Raw genomic sequence first — 25,003 nt, 5'->3', positions numbered from 1 at the left:
AATCAGAATTCTAACAATGTGCTATCAAAATAATAATAGTCCAAATATAACACTATGAAGTTATGTATGAAATGAATTATCATTCCGATCCATAAAGTATTGTATTTATGTCTTAAATACCCTAATAACAGTCCAAACGGAAAGATCCACAATAACGATATCACCGAAAAATGAACCAAAGCAAAAATAAATGCAGTCAGAATTATAGTGACCTTAGTGCTAGCAATTTTATTTAATTGATTGTACAAAAACCCTCTGAACCCTAATTCTTCAAAAATAGGAGGAAAAATAGCCACAAAAAGAACCGCCCAGAACATAGGGTTTGGATAATCTACATATCCAAAATAATAATTATAGGTTTCATCAGACAATTGAACATTGATAAATTCTACAGCGTAATAGACAAGAAAAGCACTGGCAAAAGGTATTGTTATATATCCCAAAAGTGGTAAAAGATCAATCTTAGGAAATCTATATAGCTTAATGATGTTTTTAAAATCAAAAAAAGTAAAGCCAATGATTATAAGTGCAAAAATACTTTCTGTAGCAATTTCTTGCATTAATGAGCTGTCATCTTGGTATAAAAAGAAATTAATTACCAAAAAAACCAGCATCACTATATAAAAAGCAATCACCAAATTAAGATGTTCACTTTTATCTCTTTTCCCGATTTTTGTCACAGATGTTCCGCAACTAGGACAAAAATTCACCACTGCTTCTAATGATTCATTGCACGTTTTACAAACCATACTAATGTTATTCTTTAGAATTTTGGGATGCAGAGTATACTCCTTTTACTAGAAAAGCAATAATAATAACCTTAAATATAATACCACTAAAAATAGTAGCTGGTTCTGCGATAGCAAGAATTGCAATCATTGTTAGATAGAACAACAATCCCGATAGTATAGCTGCAAATGGCTTTTTCTGAGACCAATATGCCAATACTAAGTATATGGCTCCAACGATAATTTGCACGATAAGACTTGCTACATCTTGTGACGTAAAGAAATAAATAAACCCAAACACAAGATTTATTCCAGCTATCCAATACAGTGTGTTTCTAGCAGAGTTAATTTTTTTATGATCGTCTATGGTTTGATTTTTCTTCATCGCCTTTTTGGCATGAAAAACAGCTTTTTCTTTTTCATCTCCGTTTTCCGGGAAACCGCAATGTGTACAAAATTTTGTTTCTGAAGTAATCTCAGTGCTACACTGTGAGCACAATGGATGTTGGATAGTAATTTCTTCCATATGAGTAAGTTATATTAAATCTAGGGTGTTCAAAAATAGTAAAATATTTCTTTCTTTGTTCTTAGTCAAAGAATCAAAAAAGCTCTTCTATTATGTAAGTGTCATAAATACAAGATTTGTTACTATCGTATTTTGATATAAAAAAATTACAATTGGTATTTAAAAACAATTTATACTAAAACAAAAAAGGGAAGCTTCTATATAGAAAACTCCCCTTTTGCCCTATATAAATGTCTATACTTGATCCCTATAATTTCAAGTTATAAACGATAAATACTTTCAAAAACTCCCAATTTTTATCAGGATTAATGCTACTAATTGATTTCAATTCGCTTATTACACTTTTGAAATCAACGTATCACTACGACCCACACATTAAACAATCATCTCCTTCGGCTTCTTTAGATTGTGCAATAATTGCACGAAGTTCTTCTGGAGTTAACGCTGTGCCTTCAGCAGCAACTTGCACTGCTTCAGGTTCTGGTTGTGTTTTAGTAGCAGATTGCGCTTCCATCACTTGTGCCGCTGCAACCGCTACTTGTTCCGCTTGTGGTTGCTCTTTCTTTTCCGTTTTAAGTGTAAACTTAATAGCATCAACCGCAGATTTTGTTCTTAGATAATACATACCTGTTTTTAATCCACTCTTCCAGGCATAGAAATGCATCGAAGTAAGTTTTGCCATCGTAGCACCTTCCATAAATAAGTTCAGTGATTGAGATTGATCAATAAAATATCCTCTGTGACGAGACATATCGATAATATCTTTCATACTCAGCTCCCAAACTGTCTTATAAAGCTCTTTAAGATCCTGAGGGATGATATCTATATTTTGGATAGATCCATTGGCACGCATAATCGCATCCTTAAGATCATCACTCCATAGATTTAATTGTACAAGATCTTCTAAAAGGTGTTTATTTACTACGATAAACTCTCCTGATAACACACGTCTTGTATATATATTACTTGTATATGGTTCGAAGGCTTCATTATTTCCTAAAATCTGAGAAGTCGATGCTGTAGGCATTGGTGCCACTAATAATGAGTTACGCACTCCATTTTCCAAAACTTCCTTACGAAGACCAGCCCAGTCCCAACGACCACTTAACTCTTCATCTTTAATTCCCCATAGATTATGCTGGAATTCTCCTTTAGAAATAGGAGATCCTTCATAACTCTGATAAGGCCCGTCTGCCGTAGCTTCTTCCATAGACGCAGTAACAGCCGCAAAGTATAAAGTTTCAAAAATCTCTTGGTTTAATTTCTTAGCTTCATCGCTAGTAAAAGGTAGACGTAACATAATAAATGCATCTGCCAATCCTTGCACACCTAATCCAATAGGACGATGACGCATATTAGAATTTTCTGCTTCTTTTACAGGATAATAGTTACGATCTATTACTTTATTTAAGTTTTTAGTTACTCGTTTTGTAATTTTAAAAAGTTCTTCGTGATCAAATGCCCCATTTTTCACAAACATCGGTAATGCAATAGAAGCCAGGTTACAAACTGCTATTTCATCAGGACTTGTGTACTCCATAATCTCGGTACATAAGTTAGAAGAACGGATTGTACCTAAATTCTGCTGATTAGACTTACGGTTCGCAGCATCTTTATATAGCATATATGGCGTTCCAGTCTCGATTTGAGATTCCAGAATCTTCTCCCACAATTCTCTTGCTTTTATAGTTCTACGACCTTTCCCAGCAGCTTCGAAACGTAAATATTCTTTTTCGAACTCGTCACTATGGATATCAAACAATCCAGGACATTCATTAGGACACATTAAAGTCCATTCTGCATCGTCCTGTACACGTTTCATGAATAAATCCGGAATCCACATCGCATAGAATAAATCACGTGCTCGCATTTCTTCTTTACCATGATTCTTCTTAAGATCAAGGAAATCAAAGATATCAGCATGCCAAGGCTCTACATAGATTGCAAAAGAACCTTTACGTTTTCCTCCACCTTGATCCACATAACGTGCAGTATCATTAAACACTTGTAACATCGGAACAATCCCGTTAGAGGTTCCATTCGTACCTGCAATATATGAACCTGTAGCACGTACATTATGTATAGACAATCCAATTCCACCTGCAGATTGAGAAATCTTAGCGGTTTGCTTTAGCGTATCATATATACCATCTATACTATCATCTTTCATTGACAAAAGAAAACAAGATGACATTTGTGGTTTTGGTGTTCCAGAATTAAATAATGTTGGTGTAGCGTGTGTAAAATACTTTTTGGACATTAACTCATAAGTCTCTATGGCTGCATCCAAATCATTTAGATGAATTCCTATAGAAACTCTCATTAGCATATGCTGAGGACGTTCTGCAATCTTACCATTAATTTTTAGCAAGTACGAACGCTCTAATGTTTTAAAACCAAAATAATCATAACCAAAATCGCGATTGTAGATAATTGTAGAGTCTAACTTCTCTTTATTAGCCATAATCACTTCATACACCTCATCAGAGATCAATGGAGCTTTTTTCTCTGTTCTCGGGTTTACATATTCATATAAGTCAGTAACTACTTCAGAAAATGTCTTTTTCGTATTCTTATGTAGATTTGAAACCGAAATACGAGCTGCCAATTTAGCGTAATCAGGATGCGCAATCGTCATCGTAGCAGCAATTTCTGCAGCCAGATTATCCAGTTCACTAGTAGTTACTCCATCATACAATCCCTCTATCACTCTCATTGCTACTTTCACCGGATCGACCAGAGCATTTAACCCATAACATAACTTTCTTACCCTTGCGGTAATTTTGTCAAACATAATTGGCTCCTTGTGACCGTCTCTTTTTACTACATACATACGCTTTTGGTTTTTATAAAATTCTCCTTCTGAAGAACGTAATATTAATTTGTGTTATTTTTCTCCTTTACTGAAATCCGTAATAGATAATTATAAATGACTCCCCCAGAAATCAGATACTAAAAAGAAACCTCTGTATTACAATAACCAGAGTTATTCTTATTAAGTAAAATATAATTATATGACTTTCGCCTTCTTTTGTTTTTTTTATAAAGCTTATAGAAAGCTTTATCAAACTGAGCTAATCGTTATTTAAATAGAAGTCCTATTCCTGATTAGCTCAGAATGAATGTATCTTTAATTCTGAAATGATTTCAGATTCCAGCCTACGCTGGAATGACAAATTATTGGATATTCACCCTAATCGGTAAAAATCTTTCTAATTAAAAATCGGCATCAAAACTTATTTTATTTTCTTCTGTATCTTTATTAAGTACTCCTGCTTTTTGGTATTCTGAAACTCGTTTTTCAAAGAAATTAGTCTTCCCTTGTAATGATATCATATCCATAAAATCAAATGGATTAGCAGTTCCATATTCCTTTTCACATTCTAGTTCTAGTAATAATCTATCGGTAACAAACTCTAAGTACTGAGTCATTAATTTAGAATTCATTCCTATCAAACTTACAGGAAGTGATTCTGTAACGAATTCTCTTTCTATATTTAAAGCATCCACTATAATTTCGCGAATTCTTTCTTTCGGCACTTTATTTACCAAGTGCTTATTATGCAAATGCACTGCAAAATCACAATGAACTCCTTCATCTCTAGAAATTAGCTCATTAGAAAAAGTAAGACCTGGCATTAAACCACGTTTCTTTAACCAAAAAATTGAACAAAATGCTCCAGAAAAGAATATACCTTCTACCGCAGCAAAAGCAATCAAACGCTCTGCAAAAGAATCAGATTCTATCCATTTCAGTGCCCAATCTGCTTTTTTCTTAATGGCAGGAAAGTTATCAATTGCTCTAAATAAAATATCCTTTTCTTTTTCGTCCTTCACATAAGTGTCGATCAATAAAGAATAAGTTTCAGAATGGATATTCTCCATCATAATCTGAAAACCATAAAAGAATTTTGCCTCACTATACTGAACTTCGTTTACAAAGTTCTCCGCAAGATTTTCATTTACAATTCCATCTGAAGCAGCAAAAAATGCTAAAATATGTTTAATGAAATATCGTTCATCATTTGTTAACTTAGTTGCCCAATCAGTAATATCCTGATGTAAGTCAATTTCTTCAGCTGTCCAGAAACTAGCCTCTGATTTTTTATACCAATCCCAAATATCATGATGTTTGATAGGAAAAATTACAAATCGGTCTTTATTTTCTTGCAAGATTGGCTCTACTGCATTCATCTTTTTTCTTTTAGCTAGTTTTATGTTTTTTTCTTTTCCGCTACGGACTAACAAAGATCAAAAAATGTGCTAGAAGTTTCACAAAAAGTTAGCAAACGTTTTCAACAAAGTTTTCAACACGACGGGAATTAACGGTTAAAACACAACAATTCACCACTTCTATTTAAAACCCTGATCTTAAGATATTTAACCATAAACCAAAAGATATAAACAACGTTGTTAGTAACCTCATCAACTACTTATTTTTCACCTGCTAACAAGGTTTTTTATACTAAAAAAATAAAACTTAAAAACCATCAATTTTACGGTAAAACCACAGGTTAATAAATGCGAAAAAAAATTACTTTTTTTTAATATTTACTGCAAAAAAAGGAAAAATCATATACAAATGATGCATATGATTTTTCCTAATAATCTTTTTAGTATATTTTCAATTCTAAGGCCAAGAAAAAGTGTCTCCTGTAGCATGGTTTATATAATAACCCGTTCCATCAGATAACCAAACAAAACTTTCGGTCAAGGTTCCGAACTCATATATCTTGATAGATCCTGATCGATCTGCTTCATTGAAAACGAGTTCAGCTTTCTCATTATTACTATTTTCAATTGTAAGATCAATTATACTTCCTGTTTTATTATATGTCATTAACAAGAACTCTCCTTCCTCTGCATTAAATCTAACCTCATAAGAATTACCATCTTTACTAATTCTCCCCTCATAAAAAGTTCTACGAACACCACCTTCTTCAATATCGTAAGTAAAATAATAAAAAGTAGCATCTGATGTTACTGTATAATAAAGTGTTACTCCTCCAGCACTCCAAACCCAAGTAGTAGTACTTCTGCCGCTTTTACCAATACTATTTTGTTGTTCTGCATCATTCGGAATTGATAGAAAAATAGATGAATATGTTAACGCTTGTGTTTGTAATATTGTAAGTGAGAAACCAGCACTATATGCATAGGTGTTTCCCTCCGCATATTGCAGCATGCGATCAGGAACTTTAATATTCTCGATAGATGTCTGATATTGTTCTATGCGCTCTTGAACATTTTCCAATTGATTTTCGTTCTCTATAACTAATCCATCATCTTCGCTACTACAAGATTGAAATACAGCGGCAATTGCGATCATTAATAATATACTTACTTTCTTTAATTTTGAGTCCATTGTTTTCTATTTTAATTGTTAGATAATTTACTCGATAATCGAGATTTAAATGCTCTGAGGCTTGCCTTGAAGCAGTTTACTGTTTAGTGTTCTCAGAAATTCCGAGGTAAACATTTTGATAGTATTTTTTAGAAAAAATTAAATCTTTTTAAACTCTACTCTTCTATTCTTCGCTTTAGCCTCTGGAGTATTTTCTGTAGCAATCGGATCACTTTCACCCTTACCATCCGTTTTTAATCTAGAAGCATCAATTCCAAATTCATTAACAAGTATTTCTTTGACTGATGTTGCTCTTTTTTCGGAAAGCTTTTGATTAAAAGTATCATCTCCATCTGTATCGGTATGACCTGTGACTAGAACTTTTACCTCAGCATTCTCAGAAAGGACATTGGCAATTTTTTTGATTGTACCGTAAGACTTAGGTTTCACGGTAGCTTTTCCGGTATCAAAAGTAATTCCGTAAGTAACCAACTTACCTTCTGTAATTAACTTATTTCGCATATCAGGTTTACCAACTGCATATCTAACATTACCTAGATAGTAAAATGTGTTTTCGGTTGTTGTTTCTGAGAAAAATTTTAAATTTTTAATTACTGTACTTTTTTCAAATGCTCTAGGTATATCAAATACCTTTTGTTCATCTATATATACCCTCATTCTTTGCTTTTGTTTCCAAATGGAAACGTGCATCTTTTTACCTCTACCACTATTATCTTTATTTAGTTTTCCGAATTTTTTCTCAGAACGTAGATTTAAATTACGATCTGAACAGTATTTCTGAATATCAACCTGTCCGCCTCCGCTTATTCCTCCTTTAATAATAAAAGAGAATCCATTTTTTCCAGGAGTCCCTTTTTGTAACTCATATCCTGAATTCTCTACATCAGAAAAAATAGCGTAAAGATCTCGCTTATAAGCATATTTAGAGACATCAAAATCAAACACTACATCATATTCTAAAGTAAAATTTTCAGGAAATTCTTCTATGAATTCGGGAACATAAGATCCGGTTCCAGTTCCTATTTGGATAAAACGGCCTTCTTGATTATTCAGCGTAACTACCTCTGCCGAATTAGAAGAATTCCAACGTGCAGGTAAATCACCGATTTCATCCTGACTAAAATCTTCGAAGGCAATTATCTTTTCTCCTGCCACAAAATCAAACTTAGAATATGCAGCAAAAGAAGGTTCTCGACTTTCGGTTTCATTTATTACGCTCTCTTCTTCATTATCAGAAGAAATGACTGCTCCTTTTTTCTTCTTTTTTTTATTCTTGCTTTTCTTCTTTTTTTTAGGTTTTCCATCAACTGTATCGTCAATAGTCTTACTTGTTTTTTTTGATACTTTCTCTTCTGTTTTCTTCAAAACGGTTTTCTCAGCAGCTTTTTCTGCAGTTTTTGCCACTTTTTTCCAGAACTGAGCTTCTGCGTGTTGAGGCACTAACAAGAGTAAAAGCAACACGGCTATTCCTATTATTTGTTTTACAGTTTTCATACGTTTAAATCTTTTTAATTATTGATTAAAAAATTGAGAACGTATGTAACCGCTACGCTCTCACATTAAAAATTTTAAACATCCTCTTTCCCAAAGGAATTTTTAAAATTTATTAATGTTCGTTTCATAATTCTTATGTTTGGTTTTATCTCTTTGTGTGCTTTTTATAAAAAAGGTTAACTTTATCTTCGGAAAATAAGAATGAACCTATTACCCTATAGTCAGGTTACAACGTATGAAGGAAGAACTCTTAACGCTAAAAAAAGGCCATAATCAAGCTTTAGAAAAGATTTACAATGAATACCGTAATGCTTTTTTGCAGTTTGCTAAAAAATTTGATCTAGATCACGATGCTCTTATAGATATATACCAAGAGGCGTTTATTGCATTACGCGAGCATGCGATAAATGGGAAACTAGATCATATAAAAAGCTCTGTCAAAACATATTTATTCAGTATTGGGAAATACATGATCTACGATCAGCTCAAAAAGCAGAAAAAAACTATTTCTTATGAAAATAGCGTGGATTATAAAGAAACTTCTGATACAATAGAAATTTTTGAAGAACCACAGTTAACTCCAGAACAACAATTATTACGACAGCATTTTAAAAACCTGGGGAAACGTTGTCAGGAAATGTTAACCTTATTCTATTATCGGGGACTAACTATTGATGAGATTGCTGAAAGCTTAGGCTATGAAAGTAAAAATGTAGTAAAAAGCCAGAAATCTCGTTGCTTAAAATCCCTAAAAGAATTAATTAAAACCCCCGCATAAATGGAACGAGAAGAGTTAATAGACAAGTATTTACAGTCAGAACTGACTCCGGCGGAAAAAGATCAGTTTGACAGCTTATTAGAAAATGACCCATCATTCAGAGAAGATGTTGAATTACATAAGAACTTAAAGATAGTTTCTGGCGCTGAAGATAGAGATCAGTTAAGAAAAAGTATGGCAGATTTTGAAGCTAAAATTGCAGCTAATGAAACTAAAGTTGTGCCCTTGTTTAATTACAAAAAATTATTGGTTGCAGCTTCCATATTATTAGTAGTAGCCATTGGTGGAATTATGTTCCTAAATCCTTTTTCGGTAAACACTAATGAATTGTATGCAGATAATTTCGAACCTTATAAAAACGTGGTAACTCCAATTGTTCGTGGTGAGAATGATGAAAATGAAGAAATTATTGCATTCACTTCTTACGAAAGCAAAGAATACGAACTAGCTACTGATCAGTTTGCAAAATTGTATGAAACAACAAAAAGACCTTATTTTCTTTTATATCAAGCAAATTCTTTACTAGCATCCGACAATGTCAAGGAGGCAATTCCATTATTAGAACAACATATTGCGCTAAAAGATGAACTATCAGAAAGAGGAAAATGGTATTTATCCCTGGCTTACCTAAAAGAGAACAGGAAAAATGAAGCTATCCTTTTATTAGAAGAAATTGTAGAAAAAGGAAGTTTCAAAAAAGGTACAGCCGAAAAACTTCTAAAACAGTTAAAATAATAAAGCTACAGCAAACTTCTTACTTTTCTAATGGTTACAAAAAGTATTGGAATTCCCAACAATAGCAGCCACCAAAGATAAGAAGCATCCGTTTGAAGCGCTGTAGTATCACCTGAAATCATAAATCCAGACCAATAATAAGGATGAGTCAGCAACTTGTCTTCGGCTGTTTTTAAATACGTTAGTTTCGCTTCACGTAACGCTTTGTCTTTTGGGAATGATGCATCTAGATTTTTATAAAATTCTTGTATCAATTCTGAAGTAGTCCGATCGTTAACTTTCCATAACGTGGTGACTAGAGATTTAGCACCGGCATAACTAAATCCTCTTGCTAAACTAAGCATTCCCTCCCCTTTTTGAAGTTTCCCTAATCCCGTTTGACAACCACTTAGTGCTACTAAATCAGCATTGATACTATATCCGTAAAGATCCTTTACATATAATAAACCATTTTCGCTACTATCATCTTTAGCAAATGCTAAATACGAATAATCCGGATACTCATCATTAGTTGCCGCATGTGAAGCAAAATGAAGCATATTATAGGCGTGTGAATTTTTAGAAAAAGATGCCAACGAGGCCTCTTTTCCGGTAATAGCCTTGCCATCAAAAAATTCCGTTATCTGTGTAACTTCATCAGTATTATAAAGTAACGGTCCGAAATTCGGTCTGTTTTGAGAAACATTTTCATTACTATTTTCAAAACTAGGAGCATATGCCAATAACTTGTTCTGTTCTAGCTTCAATTTATTTTGTTGCTCTCTAAGTAAAGTCACAGAATTTGTATAGGATATTTGATATTCTCTAATCAAATAGTCACCAGCACTCTTGGAGGTTGATAAAGCCTCAAATGGCAGGTAATTCAAAATATCATCTGGAATTATTATTAATTCTTTTGATTCAATTGTTTCTAAAGGTTTCTTTAGAATTTGTTCGTAAATGGAATTACCAATTCCATAAATATCAGGCAGTTCTTTTATATTTAGCTTGGATAACAAAGAATAAAAACTTGTTATTTTTTCTCGCCCATCATTTCCTAAATGTATTTTGTAGAAATTTTTGTTTTGATTTTCTAAAGTAATAACATAGAAATCAGTGTTTGTAGCAAAATAACTTATTAATGCTTTATTTTTTATAATCTTAGAGGTAGCCTCCTCTAAACTTACTACTTCATTGTCATACTTTAGATCATAGTACTTTGGATAATCACGTTCCAGATCCGAGATGAAATTATAATATCTATTCTTAAGTTGAAATAAGGAATCAAAAACTACCATGTTAGATTTTTGATTAAAAAACTTTTTCTCTAAATGAATAATATTTGCTCTATGCTGCTGCTCTTTATCTATAATTTCTTCGGGTACGCCTCCATAAGAATTGGCTTGTGCGCTTCTGGCAGCTTCTAACAACAGAACGCTTTTACTTTTTTCAGTAAAGTAAAAAGCATCAGCAATATAGGATGATTCTTTAGTACTATTATAAAGATCATACGCCACTTCTACCATCTTATGAAAAGCAGGGTACATCTCTGATATCAGGAATTGTTTATCCACTTTACTTTCGAACTCAGGTTTTAACAAATCTAATGCTTCTATAATGGCATAAGACGTTGCTAACGCTATTTTAAGATCTTCTAATTGATTCTCTTTTTTATATAATAGTTGTAGCGCCTCTAGTTTTTCTTTCAACAGCTTGACTAACTCCAATTTAGATAACACTTTTTTGGGGTTAGGATTACTTTTAATATCAGTATCATTAAAACTTGGTGCTATCTGTATTAAAGAGTTTTGGTAAAACTCTAATGCTTTTTCTGGATTTTCTTTTGCTAGATACAAGCTTCCTAATCTCGAAAAAGCATCTGCCACATCTTGGTTTTTTTGATTTTGGCTATACACTTTAGTTTTAGAAAGATATGATTGGTAAAAAGTTTCTGCCTTTTCGAATTCCATATTTTGCAAAAAAGCATCACCTGTTAACACCTCTAATTTAGCGAACAAAATATCTTCTTTTTTATAAAGGTTCTTACTCTTCTCAATATACTTTATAGCAACCAGAACACTATCCTGCGCTAGGTAGTTTTTGATTAAAAGTTGAGAAATAGCTTTTATTGAATTAATGGTTCCAGGCTTATTCTCCATCGTTTCAAAAAAATCTAACGATTCTAGTTGTATTTTTTTTGCTTCATCATACTTTTTTTGTGCCATTAAAACCTGAGAAAGCCTATATTTAACACCAACTGATTGTTTTTGCCATCTTGGGATTTTATGATTTTCTATATCACTTATTATTCTGTTGTAATATTCTTCTGCTAAATCATTTTTACCTTCTCTTCTATAAATTGATGCTAAGTATTGTTGTATATTAATTTTTGTTTCAATATCAAAAGGAGTTAAACTATCTACGTTTGTATAAAACGTATCCAAAAGTTCTTCAAAATACTTTTTTGCTTTCGATAAGTTATTTAATTTAAAATGATAATTTCCTTTATTAGTATTTAGAAATTTCAGATAATCATTTTTTGAAACTAAAGAGTTAATTAGAGGATCATTAACCATAATTGAATCCATGGTATTAATATCTTTCTTTAGATTTTTCAAATCAAAATGAAAACCATCGGAATTAATCAACAAACTAAGCACTCCTAACTTATTGTCTAAACCATTAATATCTTGATTGGACAGACCATAGCTCTTCTGTAAATAAAAACGAGTACTATCAGGGTTTCTATACAAAAAACTCATCCCCTTTTGGTTAAGTTTTTCTATCTTCTTAATTAAAACTGAATCTATCCGAGTTTCTTGCTGAGAAAATAAAAGACTCGGTAAAAAACAATAAATCACAAGTAGTACATATTTCATAAAAAAAGCCTTTGTATGAACAAAGGCTAATTTAATGATTTATAGTTAATAATAATTTATCAACTATAGAGTGCCATAGAAATTATATGATAGATCCATTTCTCCCTCAAATTTCTTAACAACCACCAAAAACTCTTCTGGAAGTTGTATGCCCTCTGTATTAAATGGACTTTGTAATAAATTTTCATTTAATTCACTAGCTTCAAACTCTTCTAAAGCGAATAAAACTTCTTCACTTTGAGGGTCAACAATCTGAAAACCAAACCCATTAAGATTCTGTTCTATCAAAATTTTGTTCACAACATTAAGTAGTATGGGGCAGTTATTATCTGGCCCTGGATCGAAACATGGAGGAAGTGGAGGAATTGGACCGAGACCAAACCCTACCAATCTTGCTTCGATCATGCCACCTCGTTCTTCAATAAAACTTAATCTATTGTTTACAATTTCTAATTCTCCGAGCGCATTATCATTTTGAGGATCATTTTCCAAAATAATAAGAAGCTCTTCTTTTCTTTGGTTAAGACCTATTTCTTCCACACCTAATGCGTAATCTTCAAACTGTAATTCTAAAACAGTTTCCCCATTTGCAATTTCTTCGATAACTTCTATTTCTAAATCATCATCACTACAGCCAAAAGGAACTACAGCGAGCATAAAAAGTCCGATACATACTTGAATTGTTTTCATAAAATTATTGTTTTGGTTTTTTTGTTAGTACCCCTTTTCCCTACAAGGTTAACATTGACGACAATAAAAATAATGAAATTTATTTCCTGAAACTATTATTTTGAATTTTTGAAAAATGAGTCATACCAAAGTTATAATAGATAAATCCTCAAGAATGATTTCTTGAGGACTCTAAATTTATAGAAAACTCAATATCCATCAATATTTTGGCAGACAATTAAAAGCAAATCCACAAGGCCCTGGCAATGGTGGTGGTGGAACAGGTGGAAGTCGCGGACCTTTGGGTCTTTCAGTTGATTTTAATTCGAGATTATCTTCTAATCCAACTTCCTCCTCAATTTCCGCAGTAGAGCACGAAGCAAACAAACCAATACTAAACAGTATGGCCCAATACATTTAATTTTTTCATATTATAAATATTAAAGGTTATTACTTATAGATGTCTTAAGTAATACAAATGTTACCTCTGATATAGTAGAAATTTTATTTTCTAAGATCTTCAGCTACTTTTTCTAATTCCATATACCAATCTTCTCCGAACTTGCGGATCAATGCTTGTTTTACGAATTTATATACCGGTACTTGTAGTTCTTTTCCAAGTGTACAGGCATCATCACATATTTCCCATTTATGATAATTTACAGCAGAAAACTCTGTGTAATCCTGGACTCTAACGGGGTATAAATGACAGGATATTGGTTTCTTCCAATCTACTTCTCCTTGATTATAGGCTTCTTCAATAGCACACAATGCTGTCCCCTTTTTATCAAATATTACATACGCGCAATCAGCTCCATCAATTAGTGGAGTCTCTAATTCCTGGTGTGGCGTTTTGATATACGTTCCTTGTTTTTCAATCGCTTCAATTCCTTCTTTCCGAAGGTGCGATTTTAGAATAGGATAGATTTCCTCAAGTTTTTGTGCCTCTGACTCTTCTAATGGTGCTCCTGCTTCGCCATCAATACAACAGGCTCCTTTACATGCAGAAAGATTACACACGAAATCTTTTTCTATGATTTCTTCTGAAACTATGGTTTTTCCTAATTGAAACATATTGCGAAGATAGTTTTTATGAAAGATAAATTTTACTGATTATTTATCTTTTTATGCTACTTTTACTTTGCGAAGTCTATGTACTTTTGCGCCAACCTTAAAAATCTACTAAAATGAACTTTAACTTAAAAGAGATACTGACTGCGAGTATGATCCTCTTTGCAGTAATTGATATTGTAGGTAGCATTCCTATTATTATTGATCTGCGTAAGAAAGTAGGACATATACAAAGTGAAAAAGCTTCTCTGGTAGCAGCTATATTAATGATTCTATTCCTATTTGTAGGGAAAGAGATCCTTAATCTTATAGGTATCGATGTGAATTCTTTTGCAGTAGCTGGTGCATTTATTATATTCTTTCTAGCATTAGAAATGATACTAGGTATTCAATTGTATAAAGATGATGAACCAGAAACGGCTGCGGTTGTCCCGCTAGCATTTCCACTTATAGCCGGAGCTGGAACCATGACTTCTATTCTATCTCTTAGAGCAGAATACCAACCAATTAATATCGTAATTGCCATTGTTATCAATATCATTTTTGTCTATATAGTTTTAAAATCTTCTGGAAAAATTGAAAAGGTATTAGGTAAACAAGGAATTAACGTTATCCGTAAGATATTTGGTGTAATTTTGTTGGCTATTGCCGTAAAATTATTTGCAACTAATATAAAAGGCCTATTCTAAATGAAGTATTTTATTTACCTCCTGATTATAGTAGCTACTTCTTTGATTATATACAATGCTACCGTTTTAGATTTTAATAATCTCCTAGAAGGAGATAGTAAAACTGCGCTTATTAGTATTCTGGCCTCTGCCTGTGTTATTATTTTACTATTGATTTTATTGGTTTCCAGAGCTATCCAACAAAAACGTGGAAATAGATAGATTAATAAAGATATCTAAGCAATAAATGGTATTAAGAAACAGGCTATGATTACTGGCGGTAGTGATATGACTGCAAGAATCATAAACAGGTTATGCAATTTTCTAAAGATAAGTGCCTTTTTTAAAGACTTTTTTAGTTTTACATCTTCGGTATTCTCAATATGCTCCCTAATTAAATCTCCGGACACATATGAAGAATCTACAAGAATTTCATTATCTAAAAAGATAGAAGCACTATTATCTAAGAGCCTAAATGCTACAGCTACAATAAAGAAAAAAAGTGGAGAGCAAATTGCAATTGCTATCAGATATTCTGTTAATTCTGACATATTTTGGGGGCTTATATTTATTTACACTTGTATTCTATTTTTGCCAAAACTACCCGAAGAAAATATTTCTTGTAATCACCCAACCAATAGTCATTATCGATACTAGCAAACAAAAATTATGAATACTTCTAATTACGAGCACTCTTTTCAAACTTTTTTTGAAATCTATTCCATTCTCATTAAAGATATACTCTTTTAGTAATGATCGAGATACGTACGAGGATTCTATATAGATGCTATGTTTAAGCAAAATAGAACCACTATTATCCATTAACCGAAGTACCGCAGCAGCAATAAAAGATATAAATGCTGTAACAACCAGAAAATCATCAGAAATTAACATATCTCTTTCTTTTAATTAAGTACTATCAGATATAGATAAAACTTTTTGAATCATTTTATCATCTTTATTAATAATCTTTTCGAACGCACTAGTTCCGAATAACTGCTGAGCCATAATAGCTTTTAGATATTTCTTTAATTGATCTCTATAATTTTGTAAATTAATATCCACCCCTCTTTTTCTAGTATACATCAGAAATCCATCTGCAAAATCATCATCAATTTCTATTTCTTGCTTAAATTGTTCTTCAGTTAACTTGTTATAAAAATCTCTTTTTTTATCAAGCTCTTCGAATATGTATCCGCCCATTCTTCCGGATCTTAGCATATAATCCAGTGTCTCTCCAACTCTAGTGGTATCCTTACTTACAAATATATCGGGTATAATTCCTCCTCCTCCATATACGGTTTTGCCTCCTGGTGTTTTAAATTTCAAAGAATCTGCAACTTGTATACTATCTACATTTTGCAATTCACCGTTTTTATAGCGCTCTAAATATTCATTAAAATACTCCTTATTACCGTTCTCATATGGTTTCTGAATGGATCGTCCTGTTGGGGTATAATACCTGGAAATTGTTAATCTAATCGCGCTACCATCTCCTAACGCCATTTCTCTTTGAACTAATCCTTTTCCATAAGAACGTCTTCCTACAATTGTTCCTCTATCATTATCCTGAATGGCTCCCGCAAAAATTTCGCTTGCAGACGCAGAATTCTCATTAATTAACACATAGACTTTTCCTTTTTCGAAACTTCCGTTACGCGTGGCATAATTATTCTCTATGGATCCTTTTTTGTTTTTGGTAAACATGATAAGTTTATCATTTTCTAAGAACTCATCTGCCATTTTTAAAGCAGGAGCAATAAAACCACCTCCATTATCTCTGAGATCAACAACTAAAGTCTCTGCTCCCAGATCCTGTAAGGAATCCAATGCATTTTTAAACTCCTTGTATGTAGTTTCTGCAAAGCGATTTACTTTTATATACCCTAAGTTTTCTTTTAGCATATAACTAGCATCTACACTTCGTAGTGGCACTCTACCCCGTTTCACAACTACATCAAATATGCCTTTCCCTTTTCTATAAACTTTTAACTGAACCTGGCTGTTTAGTTCTCCTTTTAGCTTATCTGCTAATCCATCTCTTCTTAAACGTTCTCCATAAAGGGTATCATTATCTGCCATAAGAATTCGATCACCGGCCATAATTCCTGATCGTTCACTTGGACCACCTTTTATGGTATTAATCACAGAAATGGTATCTCTATAAGGATAGTAACTTACTCCAATACCAATAAAATCACCTTGCATGCTTTCTGTGATCCCTTCTAGTTCTTCTGGAGGTATGTATACGGAATGTGGATCCAGATTTTCAAGAATTCTGTTTACGGTAACATCTACAATACTATCGGTATTGATTTCATCTACATATTCATAATCTATGTAATCAATAAGGCGGTTTAATTTTTCCTTTTTTGCGTTATAGGAAAATAACTTAGCTGATGGATTGCTGAAATCGAGTTTACTTCCTAAAAAAACTCCCGCTCCCATCGCCAAACCAATAAATAATGGCAAGTATTTTTTTGAATAACCCATTAATCGTCTAAATCACTAATCTGTTCTATTTCTACTCCGGCTTTCTCTAAAAATGAAAGCCCTGAATTATCTTTATATCCTTTTTGATATACTATCCTCTTAATTCCGGCCTGATGAATCAGTTTACTACACTCCTTACACGGTGATAGCGTAATATATAACGTGGCTCCCTTACAAGATTGTGTCGAAGAAGCAACTTTAGAAATTGCATTAGCTTCTGCATGAAGCACGTACCATTTTGTATATCCTTCTTCATCTTCACAAGGATTTTCGAAACCCGTGGGAGTTCCATTAAATCCATCAGAAATAATCATTCTATCTTTAACAATAACCGCACCAACTTTTTTTCTGTCACAATGAGATAACTTTCCCCACTCTCTTGCTATCCTAAGATACGCTTTGTCATATTTTAGTTGTTTTTTTTTTGACATATAAAAAATTGGATAGTATCCATATTTATTAAAATACGAATATATTATGACTATGTGTCAAATACAACCCTAACTGACAATAAATTACCATATTTTGTTTGAAATTATCATTGGAATAACCATCCCTATCACTATTGAAGAAACGACTAGCATCCAATCTCGTTTAGAGAATCTAAAAATCGTTTGAATAATAAAACTGATTATAAGAACTATGATCACTACAATAAGTTGTGCGAGTTCTATCCCCAAAGCAAATTCTATCAATGGTAAAATTTTGGAACTAACATTACTACTAACTGCATTAAAAAAACTAGAAAAGCCTAATCCATGAATTAGTCCAAAGAAAATTGTAGTGGCATATAAGACACCTATTTTGTTTTTACCTGCGGTTTTTCCGGCGGTAAAAACATTAAATATTGCTGCTACTAAAATTGTTAGAGGAATTAAAAACTCGACCAGTTTAGAGTTTACAGAAACCACATCATATACTGCTAAAAACAAAGAAGTAGTATGACCTAGCGTAAATAAAGTTACTAGTAAAAGAATCCTTTTCCAGTTATCAAAAGTATACGCAACAGTAAGCACTATTAAGAATAGGATATGATCATAGGCCTGCCAATCCAGAACGTGATATAAGCCGAGCTTTACATAAAGCCAAAATTCTGACATAATTTTAGGGTTTTGAGGTGGTCTAATGTACAATTAAAAAGAACAATCTAGAAGTTTTGTAAGAAGTCTTATAAAAATTTTAGGAATATTAACCATTTAAAGTAATTGAATGGTCATTTATCGAATTTTTATTATTCTTAAAGAGCGTATTGGTCTTTCAAAAACATAAATCACTAATTTTAAGATTCACAAATCATAAATTTAAAAAACTTGTATATGGATATTCAAAAATGGTTAGATAAAGGGTTAGATTTTATTGTAGATTTTGGACCTAAGGTTATAGGCGCAATTCTTATATGGATTATAGGTTCCTGGGTTATTAAAAAATTAATGAAGGGAATCTCTAAAATAATGACCATAAGAAATTATGATGAAAGCCTACAAAAATTCCTTACCAATCTACTAGGATGGATCTTAAAAATCTTATTAATACTTGCCGTACTTGGCACAGTAGGTGTAGAAACCACTTCTTTTGCTGCGATATTAGCCGCTGCCGGTTTAGCCGTTGGTTTAGCTTTGCAGGGATCTTTGGCAAATTTTGCCGGAGGTGTACTCATTATGATTTTTAAACCTTTTAAAATTGGAGACTTAATAGAAGCTCAAGGAGTTTTAGGTGTTGTAAAAGAAATAGAAATTTTTACTACTAAATTGTCTACTCCAGAAAACAAAGAAGCTATTATTCCTAACGGAACATTATCAAACGGAAATATTGTTAATTATTCCTCTCAGGGAACACTAAGAGTAGATCTAAATATCGGTATTGGATATGGAGACGATATTAAAAAGGCAAAGGACGTTATTATGAAAGTCCTTACAGACAATCCTAAAGTTTTAAAAGATCCTGCTCCTACAGTTGCTGTTAGTGAACTTGGTGATAATGCAATAAATCTAGTAGTAAGACCTAACGTAAATGTAGCAGATTATTGGGATGTTTACTTTGGAGCTCTGGAAGATTCTAAAAACGCATTGGATGCTGCTGGAATTTCGATCCCTTATCCGCAAAGAGATATTCATGTTCATAATGTTAAATAATCATACAAACAAAAAAGGCCTATTTTAATGAGGCCTTTTTTGTTTTACGACGAGAACAAAAGCTATTAATTTGAAAATAATCATTCTAGCTATTTTACTTAAGAAGATTTACAAGCATTGTACAATTCTCTACCTAAAAACACATCATTAGACACCAAACGCTAGGTATATTGCAATTGTAATATAAAAACAAACCTTCTAACCATATGAAAGCAACATCTACTTTCATCCTTGATGACTTTTTACTGCAAAATGAATTTTCCAAAATTCTCTATCATACGTATGCTAAAAATCTTTCTATCATAGATTATCATAATCATTTATCTCCAGAAGATATTTGCAAAAACAGAAAATTTAATAATATTACCGAAGCCTGGCTACAAGGAGATCATTATAAATGGCGAGCTATGCGAACATTGGGTATTAGTGAGGATTTTATCACAGGAAAATCTACTGATAAAGAAAAATTCCTAAAATGGGCAGAAACCGTTCCATATACGATAAGAAATCCATTGTTTCATTGGTCACATATGGAACTTAAAAAACACTTTTCGATCAACGATTTATTGTCACCAAATACAGCCGAAAAAATTTATGAAATAAGTAATGAACAACTTCAAAATCTTAATCATTCAACTCAAGGCTTACTAAAAATGAACAACGTTGATGTAGTCTGCACTACCGATGATCCAATTGATACTCTTGATTTTCATAGCACATACGCTACTCAAGAAAAACCAATGAAGCTACTACCTACTTTTAGGCCAGACAAATCATATGCTGTAGAAAATTCTTTGTCCTACACGGACTATCTTACTAAACTCGGTGAAAAATCCAATATCCAGATTAAAAGTTTTGGAGATCTTCTGTTAGCACTTGAAAATCGAATTGATTATTTTCACAGTGCTGGATGTAGATTATCCGATCACGGTTTAGAGAATTTATATTACTTCTCTGCAAAAGCTTATAATATTGATCAAATTTTCAAAAAAGTAACATCTCAAAAACCACTCAACACTGTAGAGATTCATTATTTTAAATTCGAGGTTTTATCTTATCTAAGTACTTGTTACCATAAAAGAGGATGGGTGCAACAATTCCACCTAGGCGCTATTAGAAACAACAACGAAAGGCTTTTGCAAAAGCTTGGACCAGATACCGGATTTGATTCTATCGGAGATTATTCTCAAGCCAAAAATCTAAGTGGTTTTTTAAATTCTTTGGACAAAACAGATCAATTACCTAAAACCATTATCTACAATCTAAATCCTTCTGACAATGAAGTTTTTGCCTCTATGGTAGGTAATTTTAATGATGGGAGCGTTAAAGGAAAAGTTCAATATGGCGCTGCGTGGTGGTTTTTAGATCAAAAAGATGGTATGGAAAAACATGTAAACACTTTATCCAATCTTGGCATGCTAAGTTGTTTTGTGGGAATGCTTACCGACTCAAGAAGTTTTTTATCGTTTCCAAGACATGATTATTTTCGCCGTATTCTTTGTAATCTACTTGGCGAAGATGTAAAAAATGGAATGTTGCCCAGCGATGAAAAGTGGTTAGGAAAAATTGTTTCTGATATTTGTTATAATAACGCCAAAGAGTATTTTCCTTTTTAAAAGTAGTAGGGAAGGTATCACAAAAACCTCCCCTACAAACAATTCAAAAACTAACAAAATGTAAACTCTTATTATTATTTAAGTATCGTTAAATATGTTCCTTTAAAACTTTGGTTTAGCACCGTCATTTCCATCGCAGTACTTCCTTTATCAGGAATAACTTCAATAGAAGCTTGTCCATTAGACATTTTTATGGATTCACTACCCATCGGAGTACCTAAATGCTTTTTGGTTTTTCCTCCAGACAAACATTGAAAATATATTCTTTCTTCATAATCTAAACATCGTAATCCAGTTTTATCCCTTGCAGTAGCAATGACCAAATAGTTTCCGTTTTCTAATTTTTTATAAGAAAGTGCTAACGAATTAGCGACATCATTCTTTTTATATCTATAATTAATATTAAGACTATCTGTAACTTTTTTCCCATCTTTAAAACCAACCGCTTTTAGTTTATTAGCGCCCTCTTTAAAAAGCACTTCCCAGGTAAGTCCAGAAGCAGGAAATACACTTATGTCTTTTTTCTTTGTACCTAAAGTCTTACCCTCAAAATATAGCTCTACGTTATCACAATTACTATAAATATTCACTGTTCTTGGTGTATCATTAGGGCCTTGTCTTTCTGTCCATGTATGAGATTCTATATATACAAAAGGATCTTTTGCCCAATAACTTTTAAAAACATAGTATGCATCTTTAGGATTTCCTTCCCGATCCATAATACCCTTTTGATTCATGTATGGAATATCATTTTCTGGTCTTAATGGAGTTCCAAAATCCTTAAATGCCCATTGCACGTTACCTACAAAAGATTCATTAGTTTCTGCTATTTTTAGGTGCCAGTCAAAAAGATCTACAATATAATTTTCACTCCAATCACCAATCTTTGCAATATTGGTGACAGAAGTTTGGGTTATTGCTTCTGTCCATCCATCAGAATCCACAGCTCCTTGACCATCAATTGGATTTTCAGTATGTCTACCATAATGACTAGAACCTCCATATTCTGCATGAAGAAAATGAGGATATTCTTTAATATACTTTTTTAATGCTTTCTCATATGTTGTATAGCTACCAGAGTACCAACCTGACCAGATTGAGGGGGAGAATACATCAACAATATCAGAACCTGCGTAATATTTCCTGATAGCTGTCATTCTTGTGGGATCCAAGGTGTGAGACAATGTATTTAATTCTATTAAAAAGTTATTTAGTTTCTCTTCATTATCACCATCTTCAAAATCCGGTAACCAATAAATTTCATTACCCAAAGACCATATAATCACACTTGGATGATTATAGTTCTGATTAATAATCTCCGATAACATATTTTTAGTATTGGTTTTCCATTTTTCATTCCCTATTCCTCCTCTACACCATGGCAATTCATCCCATACCAGAATTCCTAATTCATCACACATTTTATAAACCTCAGGATCTTGCGGATAATGGGCTAACCTTATAAAGTTAGCCCCCATTTCCTTAATAGCCTTAATATCTTTGCGATGTAATGTATTAGGCATAGCTGCACCATATCCTGCGTGCTCTTCATGACGATGTGTTCCCCGTAATAGTACTCTCCTACCGTTTAGATAGAATGGTCCGTTTTTCTTAAATTCGAACCAACGAAAACCAAACCGATCTATTAACTTATCAACTTGCTTTCCGGATTTTAATAATAAAACTTCTATTTTATATAAATTAGGAGCGTTAATATCCCAGAGTAATGGTTTATTTGTGTTTTTGAAATCTATTGTTAATTGGCTGTTATCTACTTTTTTCGAAACAGTTTGTATCTTTTTTCCACTTGGTTCAAATAAATTGGCTACTAAATCATAGTTCTCTTTTGCCGTTATACCTTCTATTTCTAAATCTAATTTCAGTGATGCTTCTTCTTTAGAAACATCTGGAGTGGTAATTTTTAGATTCGCAATACTAGATGTATGCTTTTTAATAAGCCATACATCCCTGGTAATTCCTCCATAAATAAAAAAATCACTTTTCTGAGAAGGTATTATTTCCCGATTATAGCTGTTATCTACACGAACCAATATTTCATTTTTTCCAATCTTTAACTGATCCGAAATATCAAAGGAAAAACCGATATAACCTCCAATATGTTCTCCAGAAAGTTCACCATTTACATACACCTGAGTAGTAATGTTTGCACCTTCAAAATACAATTGATACACTAGTTCCTTATCTATAGCGTCTATTTGGATATATTTTCGATACCAACTGGCACTTCTTCTATAACCAGGTTGAAGATCCATGGTATCAAAATTATTCCAGGTGTGCGGTAAATTAATTGACACCCAATCGGTTTGTTTATGTACCTGATCTATGCTTTCTAAATTCAATTCCAGATATTCCCAATCATTATTAATATTCTCTTTTGATCTGAATTCCTGTGCAGAACCATATGTAGAGAGAAAAACAAGCACTACAATCCTAATTAAATTACAAGAAGACAAAATAGCATTATTCATAGGGTTCTAAAGCTTTATTTAATATTTGCTCTTCTTAGAATTGCTTCTAAAAAATAATAATCTGCGTAACTAATTGGGCCATTAATCTCGTCATTTTTTGGCCAGTTTCCTGTACTATGATTTAGAATGAACGGTATGTTTGATTCATTTTGTATCACATATTTCATCGACGAAAGATTACCCATAATTCGATCAGAAAAATCTAAATATTTTTTATCACCAGTATATTCGTACAACTCAATCAATCCTGAAGCAATTACTGCTGCCGCAGAAGCGTCTCTAGGTTCACTAGGAATATTAGGTGCATCAAAATCCCAATAGGGTACAGCGTCTTTAGGTAGATTTACGTGATTCATTAAAAAACTGGCGATCTTTTTAGACTGTTCCAGAAATTCAACATTCTTGGTGTATCTATATGCCATTGTAAATCCATAAAGCCCCCAAGCCTGTCCACGTGCCCAGGAAGATTCATTTCCAAACCCCTGATGTGTAACCTTAGATCTTATATCTCCCGTTATAGTATCATAATCTACCACATGATAGCTACTATTGTTACCTCTAAAGTGATTTTTTAATGTTGTTTTGGCATGTTGCTCTGCTATTTCATAATATTTAGAGTCTTCGGAATAATTAGATGCTTCAAAAAGTAATTCCAGATTCATCATATTATCAATAATCACCGGAAACTGCCATTCTTCTTTATTAAAATCCCACGATCGGATGGATCTAACAGTACTATTGTATCGTGTAAATAGCGTCTGAGCACTTTCTATAATAATGTTCTTGTAAGATTCGTCATTAGTTATCTTATATCCATTTCCAAAACTACAGAACACTTTAAACCCCATATCATGGGTTCTATCATTATATTTTTCTTTCTCTATAAAAGCTGTCCACTCTTTGGCTCTATTACTGTATCTAGCATCACCGGTTATTTTATATATAAGCCATAAATTCCCTGCAAAAAAACCACTTGTCCAATCCTTTGATGGTACTTTTTTTATGGTTCCATTTTCATCAGCACTTCTCGGAAAAGCTAATGAATCTAATGGATACTCTAGTAAATAAGAAAACCTATCAGCATATTTAAGAACAGTATCTTGCTCTATTATTTCTTCCTTATTTTCTGATGAAGCATCTTTACATCCTACACAAAATGTTAGCATGATTAACATTAGTGCGATATGAGCTCTAAATCTTTTTTCCTTTATCATAGCATAGATATCAATTAATATCCAGGGTTTTGCGGTTCTAGATTTGGATTTCTTGCTAATTCCTCTGCGGGTAATGGGAATAAATAATCTTGATTAGGATCAAAATTGTCCTTTAAACCTTCTAAACCTGATGCACTAAATACTTCATTACCGAGTCTTCTTCTAGC

At 32.7% G+C, this 25,003-nt stretch carries 24 protein-coding genes; 6 read left to right on the top strand and 18 right to left on the bottom strand.

What is annotated here, in order from left to right; all coding sequences use genetic code 11:
• Positions 1 to 2 precede the first annotated feature (2 nt).
• The 6 genes from Q0910_RS25760 to Q0910_RS25735 form a co-directional block, all read right to left on the bottom strand.
• Complete coding sequence (locus Q0910_RS25760; protein WP_299223063.1) at positions 3 to 749, bottom strand: CPBP family intramembrane glutamic endopeptidase; 747 nt, start codon at positions 747 to 749, stop codon at positions 3 to 5.
• Between the two features lie 7 nt (positions 750 to 756).
• Entirely contained in the window at positions 757 to 1,254 is a 498-nt protein-coding gene (locus Q0910_RS25755) for a zinc-ribbon domain-containing protein (protein ID WP_299223061.1), read from the bottom strand.
• Between the two features lie 361 nt (positions 1,255 to 1,615).
• A complete protein-coding gene (locus Q0910_RS25750; RefSeq protein WP_299223059.1) occupies positions 1,616 to 4,087 on the bottom strand; it encodes a ribonucleoside-diphosphate reductase subunit alpha in 2,472 nt (823 codons plus the stop codon).
• 383 nt (positions 4,088 to 4,470) lie between these two features.
• Positions 4,471 to 5,448 carry a ribonucleotide-diphosphate reductase subunit beta gene (locus Q0910_RS25745; protein ID WP_299223057.1) on the bottom strand — a complete coding sequence of 326 codons (978 nt, stop codon included), beginning with the start codon at positions 5,446 to 5,448 and terminating at the stop codon, positions 4,471 to 4,473.
• A gap of 436 nt (positions 5,449 to 5,884) precedes the next feature.
• Complete coding sequence (locus tag Q0910_RS25740; protein WP_299223055.1) at positions 5,885 to 6,619, bottom strand: hypothetical protein; 735 nt, start codon at positions 6,617 to 6,619, stop codon at positions 5,885 to 5,887.
• A gap of 138 nt (positions 6,620 to 6,757) precedes the next feature.
• A complete protein-coding gene (locus Q0910_RS25735) occupies positions 6,758 to 8,113 on the bottom strand; it encodes an OmpA family protein (RefSeq protein ID WP_299223053.1) in 1,356 nt (451 codons plus the stop codon).
• A 235-nt stretch (positions 8,114 to 8,348) separates the two neighbouring features.
• Here Q0910_RS25735 and Q0910_RS25730 point away from each other — a divergent pair, with 235 nt between their 5' ends.
• Positions 8,349 to 8,891 (top strand): sigma-70 family RNA polymerase sigma factor, encoded by a 543-nt coding sequence (locus Q0910_RS25730; RefSeq protein WP_299223051.1) that lies wholly within the window; start codon positions 8,349 to 8,351, stop codon positions 8,889 to 8,891.
• Complete coding sequence (locus tag Q0910_RS25725) at positions 8,892 to 9,626, top strand: hypothetical protein (RefSeq protein WP_299223049.1); 735 nt, start codon at positions 8,892 to 8,894, stop codon at positions 9,624 to 9,626.
• A 5-nt stretch (positions 9,627 to 9,631) separates the two neighbouring features.
• On the opposite strand, the gene Q0910_RS25720 is transcribed toward Q0910_RS25725, so the two are convergent.
• From Q0910_RS25720 to Q0910_RS25705, 4 genes are all read right to left on the bottom strand, one after another.
• Positions 9,632 to 12,367: a CHAT domain-containing protein gene (locus tag Q0910_RS25720; protein ID WP_299223047.1), complete on the bottom strand. Its 2,736-nt coding sequence runs from the start codon at positions 12,365 to 12,367 to the stop codon at positions 9,632 to 9,634.
• A 180-nt stretch (positions 12,368 to 12,547) separates the two neighbouring features.
• Positions 12,548 to 13,174, bottom strand: a complete 627-nt coding sequence (locus tag Q0910_RS25715) for a hypothetical protein (protein WP_299223045.1) — start codon at positions 13,172 to 13,174, stop codon at positions 12,548 to 12,550.
• A 198-nt stretch (positions 13,175 to 13,372) separates the two neighbouring features.
• Entirely contained in the window at positions 13,373 to 13,570 is a 198-nt protein-coding gene (locus Q0910_RS25710) for a hypothetical protein (RefSeq protein WP_299223043.1), read from the bottom strand.
• An 87-nt stretch (positions 13,571 to 13,657) separates the two neighbouring features.
• Positions 13,658 to 14,227 carry a DUF3109 family protein gene (locus Q0910_RS25705; RefSeq protein WP_299223041.1) on the bottom strand — a complete coding sequence of 190 codons (570 nt, stop codon included), beginning with the start codon at positions 14,225 to 14,227 and terminating at the stop codon, positions 13,658 to 13,660.
• A 113-nt stretch (positions 14,228 to 14,340) separates the two neighbouring features.
• Between Q0910_RS25705 and Q0910_RS25700 the strand changes: the two genes are divergently transcribed.
• Positions 14,341 to 14,913 carry a MarC family protein gene (locus tag Q0910_RS25700; protein ID WP_299223039.1) on the top strand — a complete coding sequence of 191 codons (573 nt, stop codon included), beginning with the start codon at positions 14,341 to 14,343 and terminating at the stop codon, positions 14,911 to 14,913.
• Positions 14,914 to 15,114: a hypothetical protein gene (locus Q0910_RS25695; RefSeq protein WP_299223037.1), complete on the top strand. Its 201-nt coding sequence runs from the start codon at positions 14,914 to 14,916 to the stop codon at positions 15,112 to 15,114. It abuts the gene before it with no gap.
• Positions 15,115 to 15,128: 14 nt separating this feature from the next.
• Here the strand turns inward: Q0910_RS25695 and Q0910_RS25690 are convergent, their stop codons facing one another.
• The 5 genes from Q0910_RS25690 to Q0910_RS25670 form a co-directional block, all read right to left on the bottom strand.
• A complete protein-coding gene (locus Q0910_RS25690) occupies positions 15,129 to 15,443 on the bottom strand; it encodes a hypothetical protein (RefSeq protein WP_299223035.1) in 315 nt (104 codons plus the stop codon).
• A 49-nt stretch (positions 15,444 to 15,492) separates the two neighbouring features.
• Positions 15,493 to 15,786, bottom strand: coding sequence for a hypothetical protein (locus tag Q0910_RS25685; protein ID WP_299223033.1), 294 nt, complete (start codon positions 15,784 to 15,786; stop codon positions 15,493 to 15,495).
• A gap of 15 nt (positions 15,787 to 15,801) precedes the next feature.
• Positions 15,802 to 17,385: a S41 family peptidase gene (locus tag Q0910_RS25680; RefSeq protein ID WP_299223031.1), complete on the bottom strand. Its 1,584-nt coding sequence runs from the start codon at positions 17,383 to 17,385 to the stop codon at positions 15,802 to 15,804.
• Positions 17,385 to 17,816, bottom strand: coding sequence for a dCMP deaminase family protein (locus Q0910_RS25675; protein ID WP_299223029.1), 432 nt, complete (start codon positions 17,814 to 17,816; stop codon positions 17,385 to 17,387). The genes Q0910_RS25680 and Q0910_RS25675 overlap by 1 nt, the downstream gene beginning before the upstream one ends.
• Before the next feature lie 84 nt (positions 17,817 to 17,900).
• Positions 17,901 to 18,485, bottom strand: a complete 585-nt coding sequence (locus tag Q0910_RS25670) for a HupE/UreJ family protein (protein ID WP_299223026.1) — start codon at positions 18,483 to 18,485, stop codon at positions 17,901 to 17,903.
• Between the two features lie 216 nt (positions 18,486 to 18,701).
• Between Q0910_RS25670 and Q0910_RS25665 the strand changes: the two genes are divergently transcribed.
• Positions 18,702 to 19,517 carry a mechanosensitive ion channel domain-containing protein gene (locus tag Q0910_RS25665; RefSeq protein ID WP_299223024.1) on the top strand — a complete coding sequence of 272 codons (816 nt, stop codon included), beginning with the start codon at positions 18,702 to 18,704 and terminating at the stop codon, positions 19,515 to 19,517.
• A 206-nt stretch (positions 19,518 to 19,723) separates the two neighbouring features.
• The gene (gene uxaC, locus Q0910_RS25660; protein WP_299223022.1) at positions 19,724 to 21,133 is read left to right on the top strand and encodes a glucuronate isomerase; all 1,410 of its coding nucleotides are present in this window, start codon (positions 19,724 to 19,726) and stop codon (positions 21,131 to 21,133) included.
• 74 nt (positions 21,134 to 21,207) lie between these two features.
• Here uxaC and Q0910_RS25655 read toward each other — a convergent pair whose 3' ends face one another.
• The 3 genes from Q0910_RS25655 to Q0910_RS28695 form a co-directional block, all read right to left on the bottom strand.
• On the bottom strand, positions 21,208 to 23,622 hold the full coding sequence (locus tag Q0910_RS25655; protein ID WP_299223020.1) for a glycoside hydrolase family 2 TIM barrel-domain containing protein: 2,415 nt from the start codon (positions 23,620 to 23,622) through the stop codon (positions 21,208 to 21,210).
• Between the two features lie 14 nt (positions 23,623 to 23,636).
• Positions 23,637 to 24,836 carry a glycoside hydrolase family 88 protein gene (locus Q0910_RS25650; protein ID WP_299223018.1) on the bottom strand — a complete coding sequence of 400 codons (1,200 nt, stop codon included), beginning with the start codon at positions 24,834 to 24,836 and terminating at the stop codon, positions 23,637 to 23,639.
• Between the two features lie 14 nt (positions 24,837 to 24,850).
• Positions 24,851 to 25,003, bottom strand: a 153-nt coding sequence (locus Q0910_RS28695; RefSeq protein WP_366142704.1) for a RagB/SusD family nutrient uptake outer membrane protein, incomplete at its 5' end; no start/stop codon positions are given.

The organism is uncultured Aquimarina sp. (assembly GCF_947495315.1).
Classification (GTDB): domain Bacteria; phylum Bacteroidota; class Bacteroidia; order Flavobacteriales; family Flavobacteriaceae; genus Aquimarina.
The sequence above is the reverse complement of the archived record's forward strand: the minus strand, read 5'-3'. Positions and strand labels throughout refer to the sequence as shown.